Below are 25,229 nucleotides of genomic sequence, written 5' to 3' on the forward strand. Positions count from 1 at the left end.
AATACAGAGCGTATTGACAGTAAAACTTCACAATCGATAACGAGAAGTTGAACGTTATATTCAATAAATTATCAATTGATTGGGTAAACTGAATAGTGATTGAAACTGTTGTTTACGAATGGGCCAGGCCATTAGAGGAGCTTTGACGTAGTTTTAGGCGCTTTTTAAATGTCTTAGCAATAAAGTCAAGTGAAATTATTATTAAATCTAGTAGAGAGAAGCTAAGCAAAAACAGCGTTGATGCTTAACCCCTCGACTTATATTAGGCTTGTGCTCGGCTTGGTTTTTCAACCAGCTTGCCAATGATATAGCCAAGCAATAAAGTCACTATGAAAGCAGCAATAGCAATTCCAATATAGTGATTAAATGCATTTTTATAGGTTGCTTTTAATAATTCTATATTAGAATGCTGATTCTGAATCGCCGCATATTTTGCAATAACACCGGCAACATAACCGCCGATACCACTTGTTACAAGCCATAGCCCCATAAAAGTACCAATCTTGTTGCGTGGCGCAAGTTTCGTCGCTAAAGACAATCCAATAGGGGAGATACAAAGCTCGCTTAAAGAAAGCATTAAGTAAGCCATAATAACCCAGTAAGCTGCAATTTTTGCATATGCGGATGATGCGTCTATACCTGCCACCACAATCATAAAGACCAGCGACAATAAAAACATGCCGAGCATATATTTTTTCGAATCGGAAATATGCCTCCAAAGCCTTAATACGGAAAAGCCAAATAAAATCACACCGATATTATTAGCAACGATAAACGACTGTGTCGTCATTGGTATACCAAGGATATGATGATCAACTAATCTATCAATAAACAAATTCATTGATAAAAACATTTGGTTATATATTCCCCAAAAAATCACCGCAATCGCTAAAAAAATCAGATATGCAACTGACCTTTTAATTTGCTCTTTCGAATCTTTAGAAGCTTGAAAGATGAAAACGATACTTAAAATAGTCACCAGGGAGAAAAACAGCAGTGAAAACTTTGGATTATAAATAACAAAGGTGGAAATAATCACAGCCACCAAAGTGATAACAGATGCAATAACCCAACTTTTTTTATCTACTACAGAGCGAACTAGCTTTAGATTAAGCTTCTTAAAACCAAGGTAAAATAGTGCTGTACCTAACATAACGCCAAAAGCAGCAACACAAAAGCTTATTTGGCTGCCTGCATAAAGAAACAATATACCTGAAAATATATTGCCAAGCATAGAGCCGATATTAATTCCTGCATAAAAGACCGTAAATCCCTGCTCTCTACGAGGGTCTTCACGCTCATAAAACGTCCCTAAGTAACTTGACGTATTCGACTTTAAAAGCCCTGTACCCACGCTAATTATTCCTAAGGCACAACTTAACATAAAAAGGCTAGGTGCAAATGCTAAAACTAAGTAGCCAACAATCAATAGGCCCCCACCGTATAAAACAGATCTATAGTACCCGATATAGTTATCAGCAATATATCCTGCAATAATCGAAGTGATATACAGCAGCCCTGTGAATCCCCCCTGTAATTTCAGCGGCCTGAGAGTCAGTCAGTCCAAACCTTTTCAATAATACGAAAACCAACAGGCCTAATAATATCTTATAACCGAACCTTTCCCACATTTCCGTTAAAAAACAAACAGGTAATGCTTTAGGGTGATTCATTTTCATAGCTTCTCCGTTCCTACCAAACCAAGTGAGTAATATTTCACCTAAACAGCGAGTCAAACGGCCTACCATGCCATATAACCCGCTAGTATGTCTAGTTTTCAGCATGTTCCAAAACCGGAGTTCTGTATCTTACTGACCAGAAACTTAAAAGACATTCATGGTAATATCGGATAATCGCTGATTTTAGTCAGCCGAAATCCATAAAATATTTAATAGAATTAACCAGTTAAGATCAGGCCAGTGGATTATTTGGTTATTTTAGCCAATACAAAAAGCTCACTTGACTTTTCATTAAGATATCTCTAGCATGTTTGTATTGTTTTAAACATACGAGACTCTCATGCTAGTGCATCATCTAATTAAGAAACGACATACCTTAACGCTGTCGAGCCACCATACCGTTACAGTCCTCCCTGCGATTAGCACAGCCTACTATTATACCCCGTCTTATTACTATTCTTATTGATACTCAATACAGCAGTATCAACCATAATTTTGGTTAAGGATCAACGTTAAGCGATTAAGGAATGCGCGCATTAAGTTTTAAACAAATTATCAGTCATTTTACCAACAAGATACCGGCTTTTCGGTCAAAGCCTTTTGCTGTTATTTTATAAAGGAGCAGTCATGACCACCAATAAGACGCTTGGCAGTACATTAATTATTATCGGCACGACCATCGGTGCTGGAGTTCTCGCCCTCCCCTTAGCCACCGCAGGCATTGGCTTTTACTATGCAGTTGCCTTAATGGTCATGCTTTGGATCCTAATGTGTTATACTGCCCTACTCACTTTGGAAGTCAACCTCGCCTTTCCACGAGGCAGTAGCTTTAGTTCAATGGCCAAAGCAACCCTCGGCATTCCAGGAAAAATCGTCGCAACTGCGGCGATGCTGATCCTCTTTTATGCCTTAACCGCCGCCTACATTACCGGTGGCTCACAGCTCATTACTGCAAATTTACACATAAGCTTTCCAGCAGCCGAAAAAACCAGCGCGCTCCTCTTTACAATTATCTTAGGTGGTTTTGTCTTCTGGAGTACGCGAGCCGTTGACTATGCCAACCGTATTTTGTTTACCATTAAAATCATTGCGTTTATTGCCATGCTCGCTCTATTAGTCGGTCATGTTGATGTCCATCGCTTAATTCCACAGCCTGCTGCCCAAGTCTTTATTCTCGCAGCTGCGCCTATCGTCTTCACGTCATTTGGCTTTCATGGCAGCATCCCAAGTATAGTTAACTATATTGGCATCTCGCCTAAAAAATTACGCAAAGTGCTTATTATCGGCAGCATGGTGCCCTTAATTCTTTACATCATTTTTGAATTAACCGCATTAGGCACAGTACCTCGCACAGGTCCAAATAGTTTAGAAATGCTTACTCAGCAAGGCAGCTCTGTTGGTGAATTTATCCGTATGCTAAGCCAATGGGTCCACAGCCCTGTAATCACAGCCCTAGTCAATACGTTTTCTGATATCGCTGTAACAACATCATTCTTAGGAGTCACCTTAGGCTTATTCGACTTTATTGCTGATGCAACAAAGCGCACAAATTGCAAAAAAGGTCGCTTCCAGACCGCATTAATGACCTTTATACCACCACTCGTGTTCGCTTTATTCTACCCGAAAGGCTTTATCATGGCGTTAGGCTATGCTGCGATTGCACTTGCTGTTCTTGCTGTATTATTACCTGTGCTTATGGCTTGGAAGGTCCGGGTATTACCTAATCTATCTTCCCCCTATAAAGTCAAAGGTAGCGTATTAATTTTGACCATTGTATTTTTAGCTGGGCTATTAATCATTGGCCTACAAATTGCCAGTACCTTTGGCCTATTACCGACGTTTCACTAAGCTAAAAATCAAGCTCAACACACATTCAGTGATAAAAGACTAAAAGCCGGATATCCCGGCTTTTTTATTCACCCTACTATATTTTTTATTTAATTTTTTCTATTTATTTACCTCTATATTAATCTCTTGCTTTCATACTATTGATCTTAGAAGTGCTATAATATTCTGATAAAAACAAGGAGAGCATTTTGAGAGATATTTCCAAGATACTGACCAACTTCAAAAAAGCCATCGAAACAATGGAGCTTGCTGAAATCACTATTTTCTATGCTGAATTGCGCAGTATTCTTCACCAACTTAATCGACAAGTCATCAACACCTACACTAAACAAATGACAAAAGAAGATTTTTTCTTACAAAGTGATTATTACACCGAACTCGGTAAAAGCCTCATTAATACTCTCGAACAATGCAAAGCCAGCATCCCAACTGATAAACAATCAGTCCACTCTGGCATTATTACCTATAACGTTAATGAAATTACCAGCCTAACCACAGAATTTATGGCTAATTTTTTGCAAAAGCAACTAGAAGTTATGAAGCGTATTCACCTTAGCGCAAGTGAAACAACAAAAAACAGCCACCAATAGAGAAGCCTTGATATACGGATATTACTCAGGTAATAGTAATATCCCGCTAAATTTATACATTAATTAATTGATCAATTCATTTAATATTTATAAACCAAAGTCATTCCATCGCCTAAAGGCAGCATCGTCACTTTAACACGCTGATCGTGAATAATAGAATCATTAAACTCCCGAATTGCTATCGTTCTTTCATCTGTTATCGACTCATCCATCACCTTACCACCCCAGAGCACATTATCAATAATAATCACACCGCCTTGCCGTACTAATTGTAGCGCCAATTCATAATAAACCTGGCTATTAATTTTGTCTGCATCGATAAAGACTAGATCAAAAGCTTCTGACTCATTTATAGTTTCACTTTCGCTAATTAATTGCTGCAAAGTTTCTGTTGCAGGCGCTAAGCGCAAATCGATTTTATCACTGACGCCAGCTTTTTCCCAATATGTTTTGGCAATCTCCGTCCACTCCTCACTCACATCACAGCTAATCAGCTGCCCATTTTCAGGAAGTGTTTCAGCAAGGCATAAACTGCTATAACCTGTAAATGTTCCTATCTCAATAATTCGTTGAGCGCCAATTAACATCGCAATTACGGCTAAAAACTGCCCTTGCTCAGGAGAGATTTGTAAATTTTTATCTACGTGCTGTGCAGTATACTCTCGCAATTGCCGTTTAATCGCACTATCATTCACTGAGCGTGAAATTAAGTAATCCTGTAACTGTGCTGTGAACGCCAAGCTCGACCCGATCATCACTGTCCCCTCATATTGCTTTTAAAAGTATTCCATGCATAATATTTAAAACATCGATATATAGTATCTTAAGATCTCTATAGACAACAACCCAAAAGTAATACAATGAAACAATTAACAGGCTCATGCCTTTGCAACAATATAGAAGTCAGCCTACCCGATGATTTCGATTATATGGGAAACTGCCACTGTTCAGAATGCCGTAAGCTTTCAGGCTCAGACTATGCAGCTGTGGGAGGCATAGACTCTGATAAATTCCAGTTAGTGCGAGGTCAAGAATATTTGCACATTTATCATAAAAGTGATGAAACAGATATCACTTTTTGTAAAAACTGTAGTTCAACATTATTTAGCCGTAAAAAAAGCAGCAAAAAGCATAATATTAGGCTTGGTATCCTAGATAACCCTCCAAGACAAAAACCTTCTTTTCATATTTTTACAAAGTCAAAAGCACCTTGGAGTGAAATTACTGACAATTTGCCTCAATTTGAGAAACAACCGGATTAACTGCGATAGCTAAGTTTATTAAATTAGCAAATAACTTTCCTGCCTATAAGTGCAGAGTATAAAAGTCTTATGTATCAAAAAATGAAACAGTCACATTCATATCGCTTAGGCGCTTCGAAATCTCATCTGTTGCATGACTCTGGCTGCTTATTTGTTGAGCATTATCTTGTGTCATCTCAGAAATATGGCCAACAGCTTCTTTTACTTCATTAACACCTACCGCCTGTTGTTCGCTATTAGCAGCAACGCTAGACACCAGCTCATGAATACTTTTAATAGACTCACTCATATCATCAAAGGCTTGACTATTCGACTGGACCTTTTTCTGACCAGTTTTAATATGAGCCATTGCAGCATCTACCAAACGTTGAATCTCGTTAGCATAGTCTGCACTACGCACAGATAGTGTCCTCACTTCACCAGCGACAACTGCAAACCCACGCCCTAAATCACCTGCCCGCGCAGCCTCAACAGCCGCATTGAGTGCGAGTAAGTTTGTTTGAAAAGCAATATCATTGATTACGTTTGTAATCTCTTGCACTTTTTCACTGCTTTCTGCAATCTCCCTCATAACACTCACAACTTCTTTAGATAAATCCTTTCCTGCAAGCGCCTTGTCATTCGTTTGACTAACCAATTGGGTCGCTTCAACCAATTTATTCGCATTATCTCTAACCGAATTATTAATATTATCCATACTAAGCCGAATTTGCTCTAGGCTAGATGCTTGATTTTGAGCGCTTTTATTAAGGTCAGCGCTGCTACTCGCTAACTCCTCTGCTTTTGATGTAACAATAAAGCTATCTTTTTTAATACTCGATGTAATTTCAGATAATTGCTTAATCGTTGTATTCAAATGCCTTTTAACCTCTATAAACTCACTATCAAATTCACCTGTAACAAGCGTATCTAATTTTCCTTTTGATAACGCTTTTAGAGAAGTAATCACTTCATCTAAAAGCAAATTGTTTTGTTCAGATTTTTTCCAGTTCTTCTTCTTGCTGCCGGCGCTCATTCTCTTGTCTTTGGCGTTCAAGCTCATGTTCCTTCTCAGCAGTTTCTTTCTCGAATTGCATACGCTTTTGTTGTTCTTGTTGAGCACGCTCTTGATCCGTATTTCGTACTTTGATTTCTTCTTGCATATCTTTTAAAGACTGTTGAAGATCACCTAGCTCATCAATAGAGCTTACATCAATCTGGTTATCTAAATTTCCAGAAGCAATACTTTTTGCTATATTCCGCAATGCTAAAATTTGCTTAGAAAAGTAGTTAGCCGCAAGGTAACCGATTAAGGTCATGATCAATAGTATAATGATGACAGTAATAATCGTATAAAGCAGTAATGATTTCTTCAATGAATAAGCAGGTGCAAATGCTTCTGACTCATCGATTTCGCTCATCAATGCCCATTGAATTCCACTACCAATATTAACCGGTGTATATGCAGATAGGACAGGAACTCCTCTATAATCGTCAAAAATTGAAAAGCCTGTTTTCCCCGATAATGCTTTTTCTGTTCCAGCTGTTTTTACTGTTTGCAAACCGATACTTGTCGCTTTTGCTTTCATAAGCGCCAAAGTCGCTTGCGGGACATTTAAGCTTTTCATTAAATTAAGATAACCTGGCTCATCTTCAACAAGGAAACGACTAATGCTACGCATTTTATAATCACTGCCCACAAGGTAAGTCTCACCGCTACTTCCCAGCCCTGCTTTTGACCACTTCTCGTTATACGTCATGATATTATTGATTTTATCGATCGGCATCTGAGCGATAAGTATTGCGATTGGCTTACCGTCCACAAAAAGAGGCGTTGCTATAAATGAAGCTTTACCGTTATATGAGGGCAAGTAATCTTTGAAATCCGTTAAATAAGTCTTATTGCGAACACCACTCACCGCCATCTTAAAGGCTTGACCGATCCCTGAATTTGCATAAGGCCCATTTTTTAATGATGTCGCATAATCAAGCTCTTTATAAACAGAGTAAACAATATTACCCGTATCGATATCAGCAATAAAAATATCATAAAAACCAAATTGTTGTAGCAAAGTTCGTATCGTCGGGTGATATTTATCATGTACCACGTTATAAGATGCTGCCCCTGTTGCCTGATTTAATTTATCTTTCTCACCCAAAGGATTAGCATTATTTGCGATATAAGCATACTGAAGCGCATAAGTTGTATCTGTTAACCCCTTAAGCATAGCTTTCACATCAGGACGCTTACCTGCATTTTGTAGCTCATACTCCTTGATAAAAAGCTGATGATAATAGCTCTTGACTTGATTTTTATAGTTTTCTGGTAGAGCCTCTTGTTGATCAAACAAATTATACGACTGAATAAACTCTTGTGCTGCCTGAGCAAAAGCAATATTGTTTGCAGATGATATAACAATATTAGATACCATTTTGAAATAATTTTCAATTTGGGATTTTTTAACTTCACGAATACTTATAAGCTGTGACTTTGCTTGTTGTTCTAGTGATTGCTGACTAGAGTTTGTCGATACAAGTCCGAGAATTAATGCCGTTGCAAATATTGCCACTAATGACACAGCGACAAACATTAAAACTAGCTTTAATTTAATATTTAGTTTCGCTTTCATGGAAGTCTTAATAATTAGGTATCTCTACTAATTATTGAACAGCAGAGACTATACTTCAAAATGTTTTAAACTACTCCTCTTATAGCCTTGTTCCAGTCAAGCTATATTAGATACTTTTAATTGAGGCTTTTCAAAATTAGCCAATGATCTTAGCCCAATTGAAAATTTTGGGCTAATTTTAAGAAATAATTAAAAAAATTGAAATCTTTCAAAAACCATAAACACAGACATTGGCAAAACTGTATCAGATTATAACGTGAGCATCTGTATTAAAAGCAAAACAAAAACACCAAATTAAATCAATGGCTTTTATTTAATTTTCAAAGTCAGCTTCTAGTCTTACCAAATTGAACTTTGACAACAGAGGTATGAAATTTAGTAATTTCCTCGGCAGTTGCAGCAATATCTTCTGGAGATAAACGAAATTGATCACACACATTACAAAACTCACCAGGTTGCTTAATTTTTAAGCGATGACCTTTATAAACGTGAGTAATATGACGAACTTGTCGCATAAAAGCAGGCACACCACAAAATGGACAGGTTTTCTCTATCTCCCTAGACATTTAACTTCACTCATTACTGGCTGTAAAAATAAATCAAGAAAAAAGCAGGCCCGTCTAGAGGGCCTGACAATCAAATGGCTAAATCTTATATTGCACTCTTAAAGCTCGCTGGCTGAAGAGACCACTTTATTAACGATACCATACGCTTTGGCTTCTTCAGCCGTCATCCAATAATCACGCTCTGTATCTTCTTCGACCTTCTCAAGCGCTTGACCTGTACGCTCTGCAATAATAATGTTCAAACGCTTTCTCATTTTTATGATTTCTTTCGCTTGAATCGCTAGATCTGTCGCTTGCCCTCGCGCACCACCACTTGGTTGGTGCAATAAAAAACGCGTATTAGGTAAACAATAACGATCTTCTTTTTCAGCCCCTAAGAAAATCAAGCTTCCAGCGCTAGCAACCCAACCCGTACCAATAACACGTACACGCGGCTGAATAAAGCGCATCACATCATGAATCGAATCGCCCGACTCCACATGGCCACCCGGTGAATTAACATACACGGTAATGTCATCATCACTGGTATGAGCCAAAGCAATGAGTTGAGAAGTCACTTTTCGCGCTAATTCTTGATTAATTTCACCAAAGACAAAAACACTGCGTGCTTCAAAAAGGTTTCTCGTCCATTAATGCTGAAGATTGTTTTTCTTTATCACTCATAATTTCACCTTTCAATTAATTATTTCTTTTCTTCATTTACAACAAATGTATAAAATTCACGAACTACATTTAAATTAATATCGGCAGGCAAGTAGTCCTGGCTCAACCAATCCTCACCATCCAACCCTTCCATATATAGATTAATAATATGAGGGCCACGTTTTGCCAATTCAATACGCGCTTGCTCTTCAGTTTGGCAGTCAAAATCTTCATTATCAATAAGTTCTTTCGCATCTATTGCAAAGGCTTCGTAGGCCATACGATTACGGTCACAACCAAGCTCTTGTGCCATTTGAGTAATCAACTCATCAATTTGAGGGTAGTTTTTCAAAACAGTATCCTACTAATTATTATGTACAGAGTGTAACATGTCCTTAAGCATTGCGACATGCTCGGGCGTATCATTCAATGCCGGAATATACTCAAAAGACTCACCCCCTGCCGCTAAGAACATTTCTTTATTTTGCACTTTAATTTCTTCTAAAGTCTCTAAACATTCCACCGAAAACCCAGGACAAACAACGAGTACTTTCTTAATGCCCTTTTTAGGTAAAGCGGTTAGCAAATCGCAAGTATAGGGTTGTAACCATTTTTGTAAACCAAAGCGCGACTGAAAACTAATACGCCACTGCTCATCCGTTAAATTTAACTTTTCGGCTAATAGCTTCGCCGTTTCATGACACTGTGCTTCATAAGGGTCTCCCATCTTTGTCACTTTTTGAGGAAGTCCATGAAAAGACATCACCAACAAGGTATCCGGGTGCTCTTTTATCATCGGAGAAACTGTCAAGGCTAAAGCATCAATATAACTAGGTCGATTATGATAGCTCTCAATAAATTTTACCGGCTTTTGCCAGCCTAACTCGTTAACTTTCTCAGTGACAGTTAAGGTTGTTGTCATAGAATACTGAGGGTAAAGTGGTATCACAATAATTTCATCGACTGCATCTTCTAACTCTTCATAAGCGTCTTGCAAAGCGGGCTTGCCATACCGCATTGCCATGACGACTCGGCAATCTTCCTCCTCATTGTCATGCTGCATTTCAAACTCTAATTTTGCTGAAAGTGCTTGCATGTAAGACCGCAAAGGTGAGTCATCTTCTCGCCATATCATTTCATACGAATCGACTAAGCGCTGTGATCGTTTAGGCAAGATCATATATTTCAACAATGGCTGCCACAACCAGGCAGGCAGCTGCACAACATGGCGATCTGATAAAAATTCTTGCAGATATTCTTCAATCGCCTCTGCTGTCGGCGCATCCGGCGTTCCTAAATTGACTAAAATAATGCCATATGCTTTTGACATAAATCACCCTAACCCTTACTAATCACCATATCATAACATATGGCATGCTCTTTGCTTAAGCTTTGACTAGGGGATTTTTTTGGAAAACTGGACTCATGCAATTACAAGCGCTTAATCAAGCCTTTGACCGCTCTTTCGCCTTACTCGTTGAAGAAGAAAACTGCCAACAGATTGCAGCGTTACTCGATCAGCTATGCTGCCATAATAAAGACCTACTCATCGAAACCAAGTATGATGATGTTGAAGTTTGTTTCAAATATCAACCTCAAGCAAATTATGTAGAAATGGTAGTTTACCAAGATAAAGTTTTACTCGAAGAATACCATGTTGCGATAGATAAAGTTTGTAAAAAGCAAGACTTAGAAGAATTACATCATATGTGCCATTTAATTCGACAGACCTTAAACGATTTACCCTTGCATAAAAACAAGCCTTGCTTGCCTGACTAGACACGCTAAACTGGCCTAACTGTATACGATATACAATTTATCGATAATGAATATATTTTACCCAAATAACCAACAAAACAGTTAAAAAGTTCTAGACTATCTCTGTTAGCGCTTAATTATCTGCATTGTTGCCAGTGCGTTTGCTATTTCATTGTGATTGGTAATTGTTGGCTTAAAGCAAAGTGCGAATTTTATAAATCCAATCAAAACCGTTATCTATCTAATCAATTGCAAAAAAATCATTATATGATCATAGGTAAAACGACTCGTTAGTTTTTTTCTTCGCCAATTAATGACAACCCTTTATTAAAAGTTTTAATTATTTGTTCTCCATTCGGGTGTTTTTTGGAGACGATTAAATACAGCTGCCTTTCTGTCAAAGGCGTTGATGCATAAGTCACTTCATTAGCAAAACTTTTTCCTGAACCTGTTTTAAGATGGCTTAAACAAACATCAAGACTGCAAGGAAAAGCATCTAAACGACCTGCTGCTAACTTTCTTAAAGTTACCAACACACTGCGTGTTTTCTCATAAATAAACAGCTTATTTTTTACCGCTTGATCAAATTCACTACCATAACTAAAGCCGATAACACCACCAATCTTTAGACCCTTAAGGTCTTGAACTGATGAAAAGTGGATAGGCTTATTTTTTTGATACCAAATCACAGTTTTAGATGAATCTATCGGATCGCTGTAAATAAATTTTTCTCTACGCTCCGCTGTACTCCACCATGGCATAGTTGCATCTACTTTCAAGTTTTCTGCAAGAATGTAAGAACGCTTCCACGGCTTCCATTGATATGTCACCCCAACTCCCATTGCAGCAAAGGCGCGGGTTACTATTGTTGTGGTATGACCTAACCCCGCTAGTGTTTGTGATGTGTACGGAGGCCACTCGCCCGTTGCTATGGTTATCTCTTCGACAGAAAAAGAGACTACTGAAAAAGAAATAAAGCATATAAAAAATGAATATATTTTTGCCTTTTTCAACATCAAAAACATTGCACATATAATCATCAATCTGTTTATTGAGAGTATAGCTTGCTCTCACTCTGGTCATTGATTAATGTCTAAAATATTTTTATAGGGTTGGGTTTAGTATAGTTCTAGCAAAGTTACTCGCACAGCGATCTATCGTGAACAGCAAGGCTAAATGATAATGGTATAAAAATAGCGCTTCATTAAACAGTGTCAGTCTACATTCTAATAAGAAATTTTGATTCTGAAGCTTAAGTAAGCCAAAACTATTACCCAGCTTTTCCAGACTCTAAATCTGAGTTTAATTAACCACTTTACTTACTAATTGGGCAAAAAAGTTTTGCTCTGACTGTAGTTCTAACTCTACGTGTAAGGCCCAAGCATTTTTACCCACCCACGCTTTGCACTTCACCGCATCCTTCTCGGTCATTAATATCGGCCTTTCGCTGCTAAATTTTGCAAAATCAGCTTGGCAGTAATCATGATGGTCTGCAAACTCTTGGGAATCACAGATAATAACACCTAAGTCGCGACAGGTTTTAAAAAAACGTTCAGGATGGCCAATTCCTGCAATCACATTGACTTCCTGCCCTTTAAAGTAACCAGTAGCAACCTGTTCACCCGTTTGAAGGTTCGACCAGTACCGAGCTTGTAGTGACGCTGAAAAAACGGGAGTCTCTAATCTTTGCAATCGTGGATCACTTTGATGATCACCCATGTTATTCACAATCACAAAATCAACCTGGTCTAATCTTGACCAACTTTCGCGCATTGGCCCTGCTGGTAAACACATCCCATTACCTAAACGCTCTGCATCCATGACGACAATTTCTACCGTTCGATCGAGCGCATAATGCTGTAACCCGTCATCGCTTAAAATCACATCAAGCTTATAATGATCTGTCAGGTAGTTAACAGCCTCTGCTCTTTTTGGTGCGATAACTACGGGGATTTCAGTTAATTGCTTGATCATCAACGGTTCATCGCCGGCCTCAAGTGCAGAAGAGTTTAATGCAACTTCATAGGGATAAACACTCGCTTTAGCGCCATAACCGCGTGAAACCACCCCAGCATTCAAATTATTATTCTGAAAGTGCTGGATTAATTTTAAAATCAACGGCGTCTTACCCACCCCCCCGACATGAATATTCCCCACGATAATCACAGGAACAGTACTGATATAAGGCTTACACAAACCTAGCTTAAAGACTAATTTACGCAGAGCAGCGATACAGCGAAAAGCCCAAGAAAAGGGCCAAAGGCCCCAACGTAGTAAATGATTGTGGTACCAAATGCGCTCGATGAGCTTCATTTAACGCGCTGAGTCCATAGCTAAAGCTCTTAAGTTGGCATAAGCGCCCTCTGCAGCAATCAGCTCTTTGTGAGAGCCTGACTCAATAATGCGCCCTTCACCCATCACTAGAATACGGTCCACATGCTCAATCGTCGATAATCGATGCGCAATCACAAAGGTTGTTGAACGTTTCATAATGGTTTCTATCGCCGCCTGAATTAAGCGCTCTGACTCGTTATCCAATGCAGAGGTTGCCTCATCAAGAATTAAAATAGGCGCTTGCTTTAAGATCGCCCGCGCAATAGCGAGACGTTGACGCTGTCCGCCCGAGAGCATAACACCATTTTCACCGGTGACAGTATATAAACCCTCAGAGAGCTTTTCAATAAATTCCCAAGCATGAGCCATTTTCGCCGCCTCAATGACTTTAGCTTCATCGACCTCACCCAACATACTATAAGCAATATTATGGAAAATCGTATCATTAAACAAAGCCACATGCTGAGATACCACAGCCATCTGCTCACGCAAAGAAGCTAAAGTGATATCATGCATTGATACGCCATCCAGTAAAATATCACCTGAAGTTGCATCGTAAAACCTTGGCAATAAACTCACTAAAGTCGACTTACCACTGCCCGAACGGCCCACTAATGCGACAGACTCTCCAGGCTTTACATCAATATTAATATGATGAAGTACCGTTTTATCATGGCCAGGATAGGCAAAGCTAACATCTTTAAACTGTACATGACCTGTAGTGCGCTCTAATACTTTTGTCCCAGCATCTTTTTCTTCTGCGGAGTCAAAGGTATCAAATACGCTTTGTGCCGCGGCCACACCACTTTGCAAGCCTGCGTTTAAGCCAGTGAGATTTCTAAGTGGCTTTAATATCGCAACCATTGCAGTAATCATAGTCACGAAGGTTCCCGCAGAAACATGTAATTTAGCTACAGCAACATAGATAATGATGCTCATCGCCACAGCCCCCACCATCTGTACGATGGGTGAGTTCAAGGCACTGATCATGGTAAATTTCAAGTTATAGCGCAGTGCATACATAATCGCTTTATTAAACGACTTTTCCTGGTATTTCTGCCCGCCAAAGATACGAATTTCGCGATAGCTTTTTAAACTTTCTTCAGTCACATGCGTCACTTCTGCCATTGCATGTTGCTGTTTATGGCTTAAACGACGAAAGTGACGACTGGCAAAGCTGATCAATAAAGCAATAATCGGGATAACGATCAATAAGATCAGGGATAAACGCCAGCTGGTATAGAACATAACAACAAGTAAGCTGATAATCAGTGCGACTTCTCGAACCATTGTCGTCAACGAAGAACCACCAGCGGCTGAGATCTGATCTACATTATAGAGCAGTTTAGAAATCATCTGCCCTGAGGTCGCCTTGTCATAATCACTCGCTGGTAAGCGCATAAATTTTGAAAATAACTGGCGACGGATATCAGTCACCACATAGCCACTGACGTAACCAAAGCAATACGTTGCCATCACATTAGCGGCGCCACGAACCGCAAAAATGCCGATTAATAACAAAGGGAAAGTTTCTAAGTAAGAAATGTCTTTACCGACAAAACCTTTATCCATCAAAGGCTTGAGGAGGTGAATCACATAACCGTCCATCGCCGAATAGAGCGCATTGCCCAATAAAGCGAGCAACATTAAGAACCAATAGGGCTTTACATAACTTAAAATGCGGCGATAGGTTTTAAGGCCGGACTGTGTCGATTGCATTCTACCTCACGATGTTTTCACTTGAGTCAAAATCTGTACTTTAACAAAACCTGCATTTTGAACAAGCTCCATAATATCGACTATCGTCTGTAAAGGCGAATTTGTATCTCCTTTAACACGCACTAAGATGTTTTTATTATGTTTTGCTTGTTGCAGTAAGGCTTTTCTTAAAGCCGCCTTACCACCAGGCACGGGCTCAGAGTTTACATAATAATCACCATTAGAATCAACAGAAATAACTAAAGCTTTTTGCTCAGCACCTAATACTGAAGCACTTGTCTTCGGTAAATTCACCTGAACTCCCCCGACTTTAATAAAGGTCGCGGTCACCATAAGAAAGATTAAAACTAATAAGACGACATCAATTAAAGGGGCTAAGTCAAGAATAACATCCTCACGCCTTTTAGGTCGAAACTGCATATTGAGCCTCCTGCTGCTGATCAGCACGCTCAATAAAAATTTTCGCATGCTGTTCTAATAAAGCTGCTAGAACATCAATCCGGCGCTGAAAATAGCGGTCAAAAAAACAAACAAGGAATCGCAACCAACAGTCCTGTCGCCGTTGTTAATAAAGCCTCAGAGATTCCTGAAGCTAGTTCTAGTGCATTCACTTGCAAACCTGCACTTAAGGCACCAAAGCTTTTAATCATCCCAAAAACAGTGCCCAACAAACCCAATAACGGCGAAACCGCGGCAATCGTCCCCAAGGTACTCAAGTGGCGCTCTAGTGCTAACACCGCATGACGTCCTGCCGTTTCCATGCGTTCTTCCATCGCCAAATGCCCTTGCTGCTTTGCCTCTAGGCCTTCAACGAGCATATAACCTAACGGACTATGACTAACCTTACCACGCCACTGATCTAATTTATTCGCAGGGTGTTCTAGCAAGTCAAAGGCTTGATCAAAAATAGGTTCAGCGAGCACATAATTCGATCGTAAATACCAGAAGCGCTCAAGAATAATCGCGACCGCAATGACGGCCATAATTAAGATAGGCGCCATCAACCAGCCCCCAGTTGCCAATAAAGATAACATCACGAATTCTCCTCGCTTTTTGTAAAAAGCTTAGGTCGAAATCCATGATCACGCGACTGCCTATTGCAAGGCTAAGCTTGCCACTTAAATCACCTTATCGTCATTTAAACAGTAAAAATCATTAATTCTTGTATGACAACCTGCTATTATAAGCTAAATTTAATCAATCGAGGAACGGCGATGGGAGGCTTTTCCCGGCAGTCAGTCATCGATGCATTTATTGGTAATGCAGTTGATGATATACTTTGCGGCTCGCACGACTTAGCAGATGTTTTTATTTTGTATTGCATTTGCGGTAATTTTGCTTATATTAGTCGCGGTGATGCCAGCGCTGTAATACAGTAACCAGACCATGAATTATAGGCAAACAAAGCCGTAACACGGCGATTGTGCTGGAAAGAACAATATGGGAATATCCCAGATAAGGTCATCCGTAGAAAATCAGATGAAAAACAACTCGCAGAATATGCGCAAAGTAAAGGGGAATAATCACTATGGCTCGCGGTATTAATAAAGTCATCATCGTTGGTAATTTAGGACGTGATCCTGAAATTCGCTACACTCAATCCGGTGATGCCATTGCCAATATCACTGTTGCAACCTCAGAAAGCTGGAAAGACCGTAATACCGGTCAACAGCAAGAAAATACCGAATGGCACCGCATTGTGTTATTCCGTCGTTTAGGTGAGCTCGCAGGCGAGTACTTGCGTAAAGGTTCGCAAGTCTACATCGAGGGCAAATTAAAAACCCGTAAATGGCAAGACCAAAGCGGTCAAGACCGTTACACCACTGAAATCGTCGCTGACAATATGCAATTTTTGGGTGGCCGCAACGATAACAATAATAACAACTTCCAGGCAAACCAAACTAGCTTTCCACCCAATGACAACGGCAACAGCTTCCAACAAGGCAGTCAGAATAACTTTGCTCAAAAAGGCAGCCTAGCACAAAAACCAAACAATAGTGGTTTTACAAACAATAATAACAATGCGAATGCAAACCTTGCCACACCTCAAACTAATAATTTTGCTGGAGGCATGCAACAACAAACATCATTGCAGCAACAAGGAGCAAGCAACAACACAGCTTCGATGCAGCAGCATGTAACCCCACCACACTTGCAACAGCCAAACAACCAAGCGGCTGATAATAAAACACCTGCAGCAGCGACGACGAATACTCACCCTGCGAGCTTCGATGATTTTGATGATGATATTCCATTCTAAGTCATATTACCTAAACCCAGTGTAAAAGCTGGGTTTTTGTCTTGCTTTACAGATGTAGACTTGATCATCAGCCTTATAAAACCAGCCTTTGGCACCTGTCTATTCGTTCTATAGCATCACCAATCATTTCATCCAGTATCTCGGTGAGTGGCTTAACATCATTGACTAAACCGACTGTCTGTCCCGCATAATGCGCAAGAGCCTCTACATCACCTGTCATAGTAGGAGCGGGAATCGACAGGCTATAGCGTGTGATCGGTATATCACCATAATACGTGATTACATCATTCTCACCTGGTCGATGACCAGAATCAGGCTTACCCGCAGCGACCCAGTTGTCATAAGTGCTGTTTCTAAGTATACGCACAGGCGCATTTTTCCAACCCTTATCAAACACCTGCGTATAAACGGTATCAGTTTCTTTTGCTGTGACTAACTTAGCCTGATAGCTCTTATGGATATTCGCTTCATAAGAGGACAATAACCGTGTTCCCACAACAGCCCCATCAGCGCCCAACACTAAATTAGCAGCCAAACCTCTGCCATCAGCCACACCACCTGCGGTTACAACAGGGATTTTCCCTTGAACAGCATCAATAACCGCCGGAATGAGTGCCATCGTAGCAACTTTACCTAAAATATGCCCTCCTGCCTCCCATCCTTGAGCGACGATGATATCCACCCCCATATCTACCGCACGTTTAGCCTCATCAGCGCTACTGACTGTATATATCACCTGAGCACCATGGGCATGTATCTTTTCAATGAATGGACTTGGATCACCCCAGAAAAACCAGATGATTTTAACCCCTTTTCTAAGACATAAGTCTACTCGCGCGCTTTGATCCCAGTCCAAAATCAAGTTAGCAGCAACAGGTTTATCTGTTAATGCCAATGTCGCATCGATCATTTTTTCGCATCGGTCAAGCTCCCAGGTTCCTAATGGCATGGCCCCTAAAGCACCATAATTAGAAACAGTGCTAACAAATTCAGGGGTAACAGCTACACCAAGAGGCGCTTGTATAATCGGAACTTTAATGCCTAAAGAATCACAGAGTTTCGTCTTAATTTCTTTCATATTTTATGTTCACTATAAAATAATCACACAACTAAAAATCACTATATAAGCCTTAACAATGGCGAACCATTATAACTAATATTTATATATTTTTCAGTTAATCAAATACAATTAGCCATCAGGCCAGAGAAACTATACAAAACGGCTTTAATTCGCTAGAATCAGTAATTAATGGGCCTATAGCTCAGCTGGCAGAGCACCGGACTCTTAATCCGATGGTCCTAGGTTCGATCCCTAGTGGGCCCACCATTTACCCTAGCCCTCGAATGCCTCATCTAAATTTTTGAATAAAATATTTTCTCTCCAAGCGCTTTAAAGCCGGAATTTTTCAAGACTCTTATTCATCCTACCTTCATCGGTAATGATATAAACTTTATTATTCTTTTTAAATTCCGCTTGAACAATATCATCAACCATAATAATTGATGTAATCCCGACAAACGATACATGAGATAAATCCAGGACTAATACTCGATGATTTTTAAAATCTGTAATTTGCTTTTTGATCTGTCGAGCCACGCCAAAACTAATGGCACCCACTAAGCGAAATAGCACAACTTGCCCTTTTTGTTTACGCAACTTTATTGCTTCACTTTCTAATACATCTTTTCTATTTCTAGTCCCATCTGACAAGGCCAAGCCGTCAAGCTGTATATGAGAGAGCCTATCTATAGTGACAAGATTCGCAATAAAGACACCAACAAAAACAGCGGTAATTAAGTCAACAAATACAGTTAAAAACAACACCAGTAACATCAGAGCACTACTGAAAATAGGCAAGCAATGCAAGCGAATAATGAATTTCCAATCGATAATATCCGTGCCAACTTTGATAAGTATACCCGCCAAAACCGCATGAGGAATACTTGAAAAGTAACGACTTGCACCCAAAACAACAGCGAGTAAAAATAATGAATGAATAATACCTGATAAAGGTGTTGACCCCCCAGCTCGAATACTCGCAACAGTTCTCATCGTCGCACCTGCTCCTGGCAGTCCACCAATCAAGCCTGATGCCATATTACCCAGACCCTGACCGATTAACTCTCGATCTGAGTTATGGTGTTGGTGAGTCATATTATCTACGACCAAAGAAGTCAATAAAGAGTCTATTGACCCAAGCACAGCTAAAAGCAATGCTGAAGTAATAATAATTCTTAAATGCCCCCAGTCAAACGTCGGCCAATGCAATTCTGGTAACCCAGCAGGAATATGGCCGATTACAGCAATTGAGTCATCTGAGAAAAATAAAATATACAGCAACGTACCGAAAACTAAAGCGAGTAAAGCAGATGGAAATAATTGGTTCAACCGCCCTCGCCAAAAAAAACAACAGCCAGCGCAATTAAACCTACATAAAGCGCGGCATAATTTGGAGCAGCAAGAATATCCCCCATGCTTTGTATTGTAATTAATGGATTCGCTAAAATAGCATACCCAAACAAAGGCGGTAATTGTAAAATAATAATTATAATACCAACCCCACTCATAAAACCTGAAATCACAGGATAAGGTACGAGTGTGATATACCGACCTAATTTGGCAATTCCAAAAATAATTTGAAAAATCCGGCCAGCACCACAACAGTAAAGGCCATTGCTAATCCTGTTTTCGAGTCAAACGCATTCAGGCTTGTAAACGTTGTTGCCATAATAACCGTCGTCGGGCCGGTTGGTCCTGAGATCTGTGAAGGTGTTCCACCGAATAGCGCAGCAAACAGTCCGACACAAATCGCACCATACAACCCGGCCATTGGCCCAGCACCCGATGACAAACCAAATGCAAGTGCAGCAGGTAAAGCCACCACAGCAGCCGTTACGCCACCAAAAAAATTGCCCTTAATATTAACAAAGATTTTATTTTCTATAGCTCATTATCCAACAAACTTTAAATTTCTGCTCATCTAGCTTTATCAACACATCATAAACAAAATATATACAAAAAATATAGCCCTAAAACTGAATTATAGTTAAGACTGACTCTAAAAGACCTAGCAACAGATTGAGGGATATGATTCTCTATGACATAAGCTGGCAAAAATTATGAAGTTATATATTCCGATAGGCATCATCTTGATTCAATATTCAAGACACAAAAGAAGGCAACACAATCTTGAATGTTGTCCCTACCCCAACTTGACTTGAAACTGAGATTTTTCCACAGTGCTCCTCTATAACGCCATAAACAATCGACAATCCTAAACCTGTTCCTTCTCCTACTTTCTTTGTGGTAAAGAAAGGATCAAAAATAGTTTCCAAGTGCTTATCCTCAATCCCTTTGCCGGTGTCTGATATTTTAATTATTGCTTTATTGTCTCTCACCTCTGTTTTTATCCTAATTTCTCCTTGATCATCAATTGCCTGGCTCGCGTTAACAAGCAAATTCATAAAAACCTGATTGAGCTTACCCGCTTCACCTTTGACTGTTATAGATTCTCCATAGTCTTTAACGATATTACAATTGTATTTTATTTTGCTTTCTATAATCTTAAGCGTTGAATCTATACACTTATGAATATCTACCTCACCTTTTTCTGCTTCCTCATCAACTCTTGAAAAAGACCTCAGGTTATCGACAATCCCAATTACGCGTGATAACCCCTCTTCTGTTTCATTCAATAATTTTTCGCTATCAATAATAATATAATCAACATCATTACTTTTCATTAACTCTTGCAATTCTCTATTTTCTTTTAAAAAATGGTTCTTGATCTTTAAAATATTTTCTAACATCAAGCATATATTTATGCAACATCGACAAATTATTTTTCACAAAGCTTATCGGATTATTAATTTCATGAGCCACTCCCGCAGCGAGCTGACCAATTGATGCCATTTTCGATGATTGCAGCAATTGCTGTTGAACCATTGCCAAATCTTTCAATGCTTTTTTAAGTTCACCATTTTTCTTATCAATTTCTTGGTATTTTTGTGAACTTTCTCATTAGCTAAAAAAAGCTCTCTTGATTTTTCTTCAAGTGTTTCTTCAGCTATTTCCTGCGCTCTTAAAGCACGATTCAATTTTTTTTGTAAAATATTAATATTGGTTGTCATTTTATACTACAGCTTTGGATCAGAAATAAACTCTACATTAATATGACATGCATCACTGCCCATATGCATACATTGACTTTCATTGATACTAATTTCTCCCTTAAAGTAATCAGCTGCACCTCTCATTAAGCCAATTGCTAAGCGACAAAGCTTACGTGGAGAACTATAATTCATAGCAATATTACTATCATCATTCTCTATATATGAAATTGTAGGCAAATGTGCATCTGGATAAAGCTTTCTTACTTCAACATGTATTACATTATCAATTGATAATATAAACTCCTTTAAACTCATTCCTTTTTTCAAGAAAGCACTGTACTTATCTGCAAGAATTGGAAATAAATATTGGCCGAAAGATTCAACAGCATCAAGTATATCAAGTTCCTTTTTCTCACAAACAAATCCAACCAACTTAAATAGCTCTTCATCATCATAACTTTTTGTAGCCACATAAATAGCGTCAGACTCTGGATCAACCCCTTCAATCACCTCTTCCCAAAACTCATCCCCAAAGTTTTCTTCAACAAATTTAGCAAATGCTTGGAATACCGCTCCTTTCATTATAAAGCTCCCAATCAACTGGCTTCACTATAGTTAGATGCCTTGTAAGATAAAAATTCACCTTAATTCTAAAAATTCTAATTTTTCCAAAACTTCAGAACTCATCTAAAACACCTAAAATCAATATATTAAAAAAATATAATATTTTCTTGAACAACGAGAATATCATGACATCTAACTCACTAACGAGCATAAGTAATATTTTTAATGATATTTTTGTTTATAACAATGGTTTTTCCAGGAGTAACCTTTTGATATCAAAAGAAATATTGACAACAGGTGATGCTGCTAAGCTTTGTGGCGTCACGGTAAAGACAATAATACGCTGGATTGATCAGGGCAAGCTCAATGCATTTAAATTGCCGGGCCGAGGGGATCATCGCATATTACGCAATGAGATGATAGATTTTCTGAAAGTCAATAACATCCCTTTTAATCAAGTGCAACAAGCAGACCCAGATAACAGTGAATCTGCACAGCTAACGAAGGGTAATATAGCCAATTCCCAACCTAGAGCCCTTATTATCGATGATGAAGAGCTTATGGCACTCACAATCGCAAGAACACTCAAAAGAGAAAAGATTGATGTTAAAACCAGTAATAATGCCTTTGAAGCGGGAGTTTGGCTAGAGCGTTTTAAGCCGCATATCATCACACTAGATATTAATATGCCAGGAATTAATGGTTTTCAAATACTCAAGGGTGTTCAGGAGCTTTCTACATCGCAAGGCTTGGGTATTATCATCATTACAGGTATCCCCTTACGAGAAATTCAAGAAAAGATTAACTTTAGTGATTCACAACACTTTCAATCAGAAATCTTAGAAAAACCATTTTCAGCAGAAGATTTGATCAATATTACAAAAAAATTACTTAATAAATTTTACCAAGGTGCTAGCCATGACTAATGACAGGCCTGCCATTTTATTGCTCGATGATGAGGAATCAATATTAAACTCATTAAAGCGTTCATTGCATAAAGTTGATGCGAAGGTCAATGCATTTACTTCAGGCACACAGGCGATCGCTCACATAAGAAGCCAACCGGTAGACTTAATTATCTCTGATATGCGGATGCCCGAAATGGATGGAGCAGAGTTTCTTTATCAATCACAAAAAATCCAACCAAACACTATACGTATTTTACTCACGGGCTATGCTGACATAGATTCTGTCACCAAAGCAGTCAATCAAGGAAAAATTCATAATTATTTACATAAACCTTGGGAGCACGATGACCTAATAACCATCATTAATGACTCTCTAGAAAAGGTAAGCTTTGCAAAAAGAAAAAATACGATTAAATAAAATAATTAAAGAAAAAATAATGAACTTACTGAGTTAAATAATAACTTAGAAAAAAGGTTGAAAAAGAACAATTGAAGTCAAAAAGCGCACGAGTCCCTCGCTAAAAATTATCGAACTTTAGAAAGTGCTCTTAAAAAATCAATTTAAGTTACAAAGCATTTTACCACTCATGTCGAGCGTCATTGAGCTTTCTGAAAAAGACTATAAAGGTTTTTCTGCGAACGTAGCTCACTTTGCTAAAAGCATTGCATTAAACTTTAAGTTAGATGAGGAGCAAATAGAGCAAACCTACTTTGCTTGCCTATTAATGGGCATTGGTAAAATCAGTTTAGCTGAAAAACTTGTCAAGACGCCTTATTTAAATCTGGCAAAAGAAGATCAAAAGCACTATGAAAAACACTCAGAGCGTGCCGAGTCCTGTTTAGCCTCTATCGAAGCCTTACAACCTGTTTCAAAAATCATTCGTCATATTTATGAAAACTATAATGGTTCAGGCTACCCAGACCGATTAAAAGCTGAGCACATTCCCTTACCTTCACGTATTATCAGAATCTGTAGTGACTATTTTTTACTTAAACATGGACTCATTACCGCTGAAAAAATGACCACTGAAGATGCGTTGGCTTATATTGATAAAAATCTCGATCAGCTCTATGATCGTGAGCTGTTTTGCTCTTTAAAAAGCCATACGTTGACACTTGAAAAGCTAGGCCAAGACAATCAACAACTTAAAGCCGATGAGCTTGAAGTTGGGATGATTATTGCCAAAGACCTAGAATCACCCACAGGTGGCTTTTTATTACCTGCAGGAACCCTAATTGATCACGATATTATTAATAAACTCAGTAACATTACAGCACAAACAAATCAATATATTACTGTCGAAGTTAGGCCTTTTAACCCTCTAAAACCTAATCGCAAAAAATAGCTTAAAGAACTCACCAACAACCTAGCTAAGCCTAAGCTTAAGGTATAATGGCATAATAACTCTTTGGTGATGGCGAGAGAAGTCGATTTAGTATGCGCAAACGGTTACCTAGAAAAAATGTAGACGGCTAAGGAAAGATTAATACAGACCTAATCAAACTGTAATGTTTCTTTACTTTTTTCTTAAGAACAATATGATCTAAGATGTGGCAATAACCAGCGCTTTATCAATATGGATATTACTGGAGCGATGTTTGCCGTGCGTTAATCATTTTTTACAAGCACAATACGACTAACGATATAAGGAAAAGTTATGTTCCAAACCAGTGGATTAAATTCCAATACATTGCAAATTGATATTAACCATATTCACCTAGATTCGAGCTGGTTAACCGCAAGAAAAGGGCTTTATATCAAACCCGCCTTAATCGATTTAGCAAACAATTCACTCACTTTTTATTCTCTAGCACAATATGATCTAGAGGGATCACTGCACTACCACACAGGTGCCTCCTATGGAGTATTGTTACGTGGCTCCCTTGACATTTATGAAGAAAACCATCCGACTCAGCATATTGACGCTGGCGGATTTACCTATTCTCCAGCGGGTGTTCTACATCGCGCAGTTCAATATTGTGATGATAAAGACATTTGGCTGTATTATGGGACTTTAGTCGGCAATATCATTTACGTTGATGAAAACCTACAACCAAAAAAATCAGTTGATGCAATGAGCACTTACAAAATGGCACAAGATCACTGTAAAGAACAAGACATTGACTTTCAAAGCCTCAATATCACCCTTATTCAAAACTAAGCCATCTCTCAATATTGCTCTTTAATCAAGCTGATGAGTGCCTCTAAGGCACTCGATAAATTTCTATGCTTATAGTGATCAATAAGTGAACATCAAATGAACTCCATGGCTCCCAGATGATCGATGATCTCGGTGTTGATTCATGCTAGTCCCATAATTTCTTGCTCAGTCAAAAATATTAACTTATCAAGCTAGAGAACACGAATCAAACGCTT

Annotated in this window: 29 protein-coding genes, 1 tRNA gene and 1 pseudogene; 11 read left to right on the forward strand and 20 right to left on the reverse strand. The window is 38.9% G+C overall.

Annotated features, from left to right (window positions below; all coding sequences use genetic code 11):
• Window positions 1-262: 262 nt before the first annotated feature.
• Complete coding sequence (locus BGC07_RS01730; protein WP_077216696.1) at window positions 263-1,558, reverse strand: peptide MFS transporter; 1,296 nt, start codon at window positions 1,556-1,558, stop codon at window positions 263-265.
• A gap of 748 nt (window positions 1,559-2,306) precedes the next feature.
• On the opposite strand from BGC07_RS01730, the gene BGC07_RS01740 reads away from it, so the two are divergent.
• Together BGC07_RS01740 and BGC07_RS01745 are read left to right on the forward strand one after the other, a co-directional pair.
• The gene (locus BGC07_RS01740) at window positions 2,307-3,527 is read left to right on the forward strand and encodes an aromatic amino acid transport family protein (protein WP_069311718.1); all 1,221 of its coding nucleotides are present in this window, start codon (window positions 2,307-2,309) and stop codon (window positions 3,525-3,527) included.
• A gap of 188 nt (window positions 3,528-3,715) precedes the next feature.
• A complete protein-coding gene (locus BGC07_RS01745; protein ID WP_069311719.1) occupies window positions 3,716-4,117 on the forward strand; it encodes a hypothetical protein in 402 nt (133 codons plus the stop codon).
• 80 nt (window positions 4,118-4,197) lie between these two features.
• Here the strand turns inward: BGC07_RS01745 and BGC07_RS01750 are convergent, their stop codons facing one another.
• The gene (locus BGC07_RS01750; protein WP_069311720.1) at window positions 4,198-4,872 is read right to left on the reverse strand and encodes an O-methyltransferase; all 675 of its coding nucleotides are present in this window, start codon (window positions 4,870-4,872) and stop codon (window positions 4,198-4,200) included.
• Window positions 4,873-4,977: 105 nt separating this feature from the next.
• Between BGC07_RS01750 and BGC07_RS01755 the strand changes: the two genes are divergently transcribed.
• Window positions 4,978-5,379, forward strand: coding sequence for a GFA family protein (locus tag BGC07_RS01755; protein ID WP_069311721.1), 402 nt, complete (start codon window positions 4,978-4,980; stop codon window positions 5,377-5,379).
• Window positions 5,380-5,446: 67 nt separating this feature from the next.
• Here BGC07_RS01755 and BGC07_RS01760 read toward each other — a convergent pair whose 3' ends face one another.
• The 6 genes from BGC07_RS01760 to hemH form a co-directional block, all read right to left on the reverse strand.
• A complete protein-coding gene (locus tag BGC07_RS01760; RefSeq protein WP_069311722.1) occupies window positions 5,447-6,394 on the reverse strand; it encodes a methyl-accepting chemotaxis protein in 948 nt (315 codons plus the stop codon).
• Complete coding sequence (locus BGC07_RS01765; RefSeq protein WP_069311723.1) at window positions 6,354-7,988, reverse strand: HAMP domain-containing protein; 1,635 nt, start codon at window positions 7,986-7,988, stop codon at window positions 6,354-6,356. Before BGC07_RS01765 ends, BGC07_RS01760 begins: the two co-directional genes overlap by 41 nt.
• Before the next feature lie 326 nt (window positions 7,989-8,314).
• Window positions 8,315-8,554: a type II toxin-antitoxin system MqsA family antitoxin gene (locus tag BGC07_RS01770; protein WP_077216698.1), complete on the reverse strand. Its 240-nt coding sequence runs from the start codon at window positions 8,552-8,554 to the stop codon at window positions 8,315-8,317.
• A 98-nt stretch (window positions 8,555-8,652) separates the two neighbouring features.
• Window positions 8,653-9,135: an ATP-dependent Clp protease proteolytic subunit gene (locus BGC07_RS01775; RefSeq protein ID WP_139121578.1), complete on the reverse strand. Its 483-nt coding sequence runs from the start codon at window positions 9,133-9,135 to the stop codon at window positions 8,653-8,655.
• 101 nt (window positions 9,136-9,236) lie between these two features.
• Window positions 9,237-9,548, reverse strand: coding sequence for a hypothetical protein (locus tag BGC07_RS01780; protein WP_069311725.1), 312 nt, complete (start codon window positions 9,546-9,548; stop codon window positions 9,237-9,239).
• Window positions 9,549-9,560: 12 nt separating this feature from the next.
• Window positions 9,561-10,526 (reverse strand): ferrochelatase, encoded by a 966-nt coding sequence (gene hemH / locus BGC07_RS01785; protein ID WP_069311726.1) that lies wholly within the window; start codon window positions 10,524-10,526, stop codon window positions 9,561-9,563.
• A gap of 95 nt (window positions 10,527-10,621) precedes the next feature.
• Here hemH and BGC07_RS01790 point away from each other — a divergent pair, with 95 nt between their 5' ends.
• Window positions 10,622-10,975: a hypothetical protein gene (locus tag BGC07_RS01790; RefSeq protein ID WP_069311727.1), complete on the forward strand. Its 354-nt coding sequence runs from the start codon at window positions 10,622-10,624 to the stop codon at window positions 10,973-10,975.
• Between the two features lie 269 nt (window positions 10,976-11,244).
• Here BGC07_RS01790 and BGC07_RS01795 read toward each other — a convergent pair whose 3' ends face one another.
• The 5 genes from BGC07_RS01795 to BGC07_RS01815 form a co-directional block, all read right to left on the reverse strand.
• Window positions 11,245-11,970: a substrate-binding periplasmic protein gene (locus BGC07_RS01795; protein ID WP_158006832.1), complete on the reverse strand. Its 726-nt coding sequence runs from the start codon at window positions 11,968-11,970 to the stop codon at window positions 11,245-11,247.
• A gap of 286 nt (window positions 11,971-12,256) precedes the next feature.
• Window positions 12,257-13,267 (reverse strand): tetraacyldisaccharide 4'-kinase, encoded by a 1,011-nt coding sequence (lpxK, locus tag BGC07_RS01800; protein WP_069311729.1) that lies wholly within the window; start codon window positions 13,265-13,267, stop codon window positions 12,257-12,259.
• Window positions 13,268-15,007: a lipid A export permease/ATP-binding protein MsbA gene (msbA, locus tag BGC07_RS01805; RefSeq protein WP_069311730.1), complete on the reverse strand. Its 1,740-nt coding sequence runs from the start codon at window positions 15,005-15,007 to the stop codon at window positions 13,268-13,270.
• Between the two features lie 6 nt (window positions 15,008-15,013).
• Window positions 15,014-15,427 carry an ExbD/TolR family protein gene (locus BGC07_RS01810; protein WP_069311731.1) on the reverse strand — a complete coding sequence of 138 codons (414 nt, stop codon included), beginning with the start codon at window positions 15,425-15,427 and terminating at the stop codon, window positions 15,014-15,016.
• Between the two features lie 98 nt (window positions 15,428-15,525).
• Entirely contained in the window at window positions 15,526-16,041 is a 516-nt protein-coding gene (locus BGC07_RS01815; RefSeq protein WP_235603330.1) for a MotA/TolQ/ExbB proton channel family protein, read from the reverse strand.
• 180 nt (window positions 16,042-16,221) lie between these two features.
• Between BGC07_RS01815 and BGC07_RS20405 the strand changes: the two genes are divergently transcribed.
• Together BGC07_RS20405 and ssb are read left to right on the forward strand one after the other, a co-directional pair.
• Window positions 16,222-16,386, forward strand: coding sequence for a hypothetical protein (locus BGC07_RS20405; RefSeq protein ID WP_158006833.1), 165 nt, complete (start codon window positions 16,222-16,224; stop codon window positions 16,384-16,386).
• Between the two features lie 149 nt (window positions 16,387-16,535).
• Complete coding sequence (gene ssb / locus BGC07_RS01825; RefSeq protein WP_069311733.1) at window positions 16,536-17,267, forward strand: single-stranded DNA-binding protein; 732 nt, start codon at window positions 16,536-16,538, stop codon at window positions 17,265-17,267.
• A 73-nt stretch (window positions 17,268-17,340) separates the two neighbouring features.
• Here ssb and BGC07_RS01830 read toward each other — a convergent pair whose 3' ends face one another.
• Window positions 17,341-18,345, reverse strand: coding sequence for an NAD(P)H-dependent flavin oxidoreductase (locus BGC07_RS01830; protein ID WP_069311734.1), 1,005 nt, complete (start codon window positions 18,343-18,345; stop codon window positions 17,341-17,343).
• Between the two features lie 173 nt (window positions 18,346-18,518).
• Here BGC07_RS01830 and BGC07_RS01835 point away from each other — a divergent pair.
• Window positions 18,519-18,594, forward strand: a tRNA-Lys gene (locus BGC07_RS01835).
• 63 nt (window positions 18,595-18,657) lie between these two features.
• On the opposite strand, the gene BGC07_RS01840 is transcribed toward BGC07_RS01835, so the two are convergent.
• From BGC07_RS01840 to BGC07_RS01855, 6 genes and pseudogenes are all read right to left on the reverse strand, one after another.
• A complete protein-coding gene (locus BGC07_RS01840) occupies window positions 18,658-19,656 on the reverse strand; it encodes a SulP family inorganic anion transporter (RefSeq protein WP_201258089.1) in 999 nt (332 codons plus the stop codon).
• Window positions 19,653-20,152: pseudogene (locus tag BGC07_RS23775) on the reverse strand (SulP family inorganic anion transporter). Before BGC07_RS23775 ends, BGC07_RS01840 begins: the two are co-directional and overlap by 4 nt.
• 277 nt (window positions 20,153-20,429) lie before the next feature.
• Window positions 20,430-21,077 carry a sensor histidine kinase gene (locus BGC07_RS01845; RefSeq protein ID WP_077216699.1) on the reverse strand — a complete coding sequence of 216 codons (648 nt, stop codon included), beginning with the start codon at window positions 21,075-21,077 and terminating at the stop codon, window positions 20,430-20,432.
• Window positions 21,028-21,213 (reverse strand): histidine kinase dimerization/phospho-acceptor domain-containing protein, encoded by a 186-nt coding sequence (locus tag BGC07_RS01850; protein ID WP_139121579.1) that lies wholly within the window; start codon window positions 21,211-21,213, stop codon window positions 21,028-21,030. Before BGC07_RS01850 ends, BGC07_RS01845 begins: the two co-directional genes overlap by 50 nt.
• Window positions 21,214-21,224: 11 nt before the next feature.
• Window positions 21,225-21,398: a hypothetical protein gene (locus BGC07_RS20410; protein WP_158006834.1), complete on the reverse strand. Its 174-nt coding sequence runs from the start codon at window positions 21,396-21,398 to the stop codon at window positions 21,225-21,227.
• A gap of 6 nt (window positions 21,399-21,404) precedes the next feature.
• Entirely contained in the window at window positions 21,405-21,962 is a 558-nt protein-coding gene (locus BGC07_RS01855) for a heme NO-binding domain-containing protein (RefSeq protein WP_069311737.1), read from the reverse strand.
• 251 nt (window positions 21,963-22,213) lie between these two features.
• Between BGC07_RS01855 and BGC07_RS01860 the strand changes: the two genes are divergently transcribed.
• The 4 genes from BGC07_RS01860 (at window position 22,214) to BGC07_RS01875 (ending at window position 25,014) form a co-directional block, all read left to right on the forward strand.
• Complete coding sequence (locus tag BGC07_RS01860) at window positions 22,214-22,870, forward strand: response regulator (RefSeq protein WP_069311738.1); 657 nt, start codon at window positions 22,214-22,216, stop codon at window positions 22,868-22,870.
• Complete coding sequence (locus BGC07_RS01865; RefSeq protein WP_069311739.1) at window positions 22,863-23,270, forward strand: response regulator; 408 nt, start codon at window positions 22,863-22,865, stop codon at window positions 23,268-23,270. The genes BGC07_RS01860 and BGC07_RS01865 overlap by 8 nt, the downstream gene beginning before the upstream one ends.
• Before the next feature lie 169 nt (window positions 23,271-23,439).
• Entirely contained in the window at window positions 23,440-24,198 is a 759-nt protein-coding gene (locus BGC07_RS01870; protein ID WP_139121580.1) for an HD-GYP domain-containing protein, read from the forward strand.
• 312 nt (window positions 24,199-24,510) lie between these two features.
• Window positions 24,511-25,014 (forward strand): cupin domain-containing protein, encoded by a 504-nt coding sequence (locus tag BGC07_RS01875; RefSeq protein WP_069311741.1) that lies wholly within the window; start codon window positions 24,511-24,513, stop codon window positions 25,012-25,014.
• Window positions 25,015-25,229 lie beyond the last annotated feature (215 nt).

It is taken from the genome of Piscirickettsia litoralis (assembly GCF_001720395.1).
Taxonomy (GTDB): domain Bacteria; phylum Pseudomonadota; class Gammaproteobacteria; order Piscirickettsiales; family Piscirickettsiaceae; genus Piscirickettsia; species Piscirickettsia litoralis.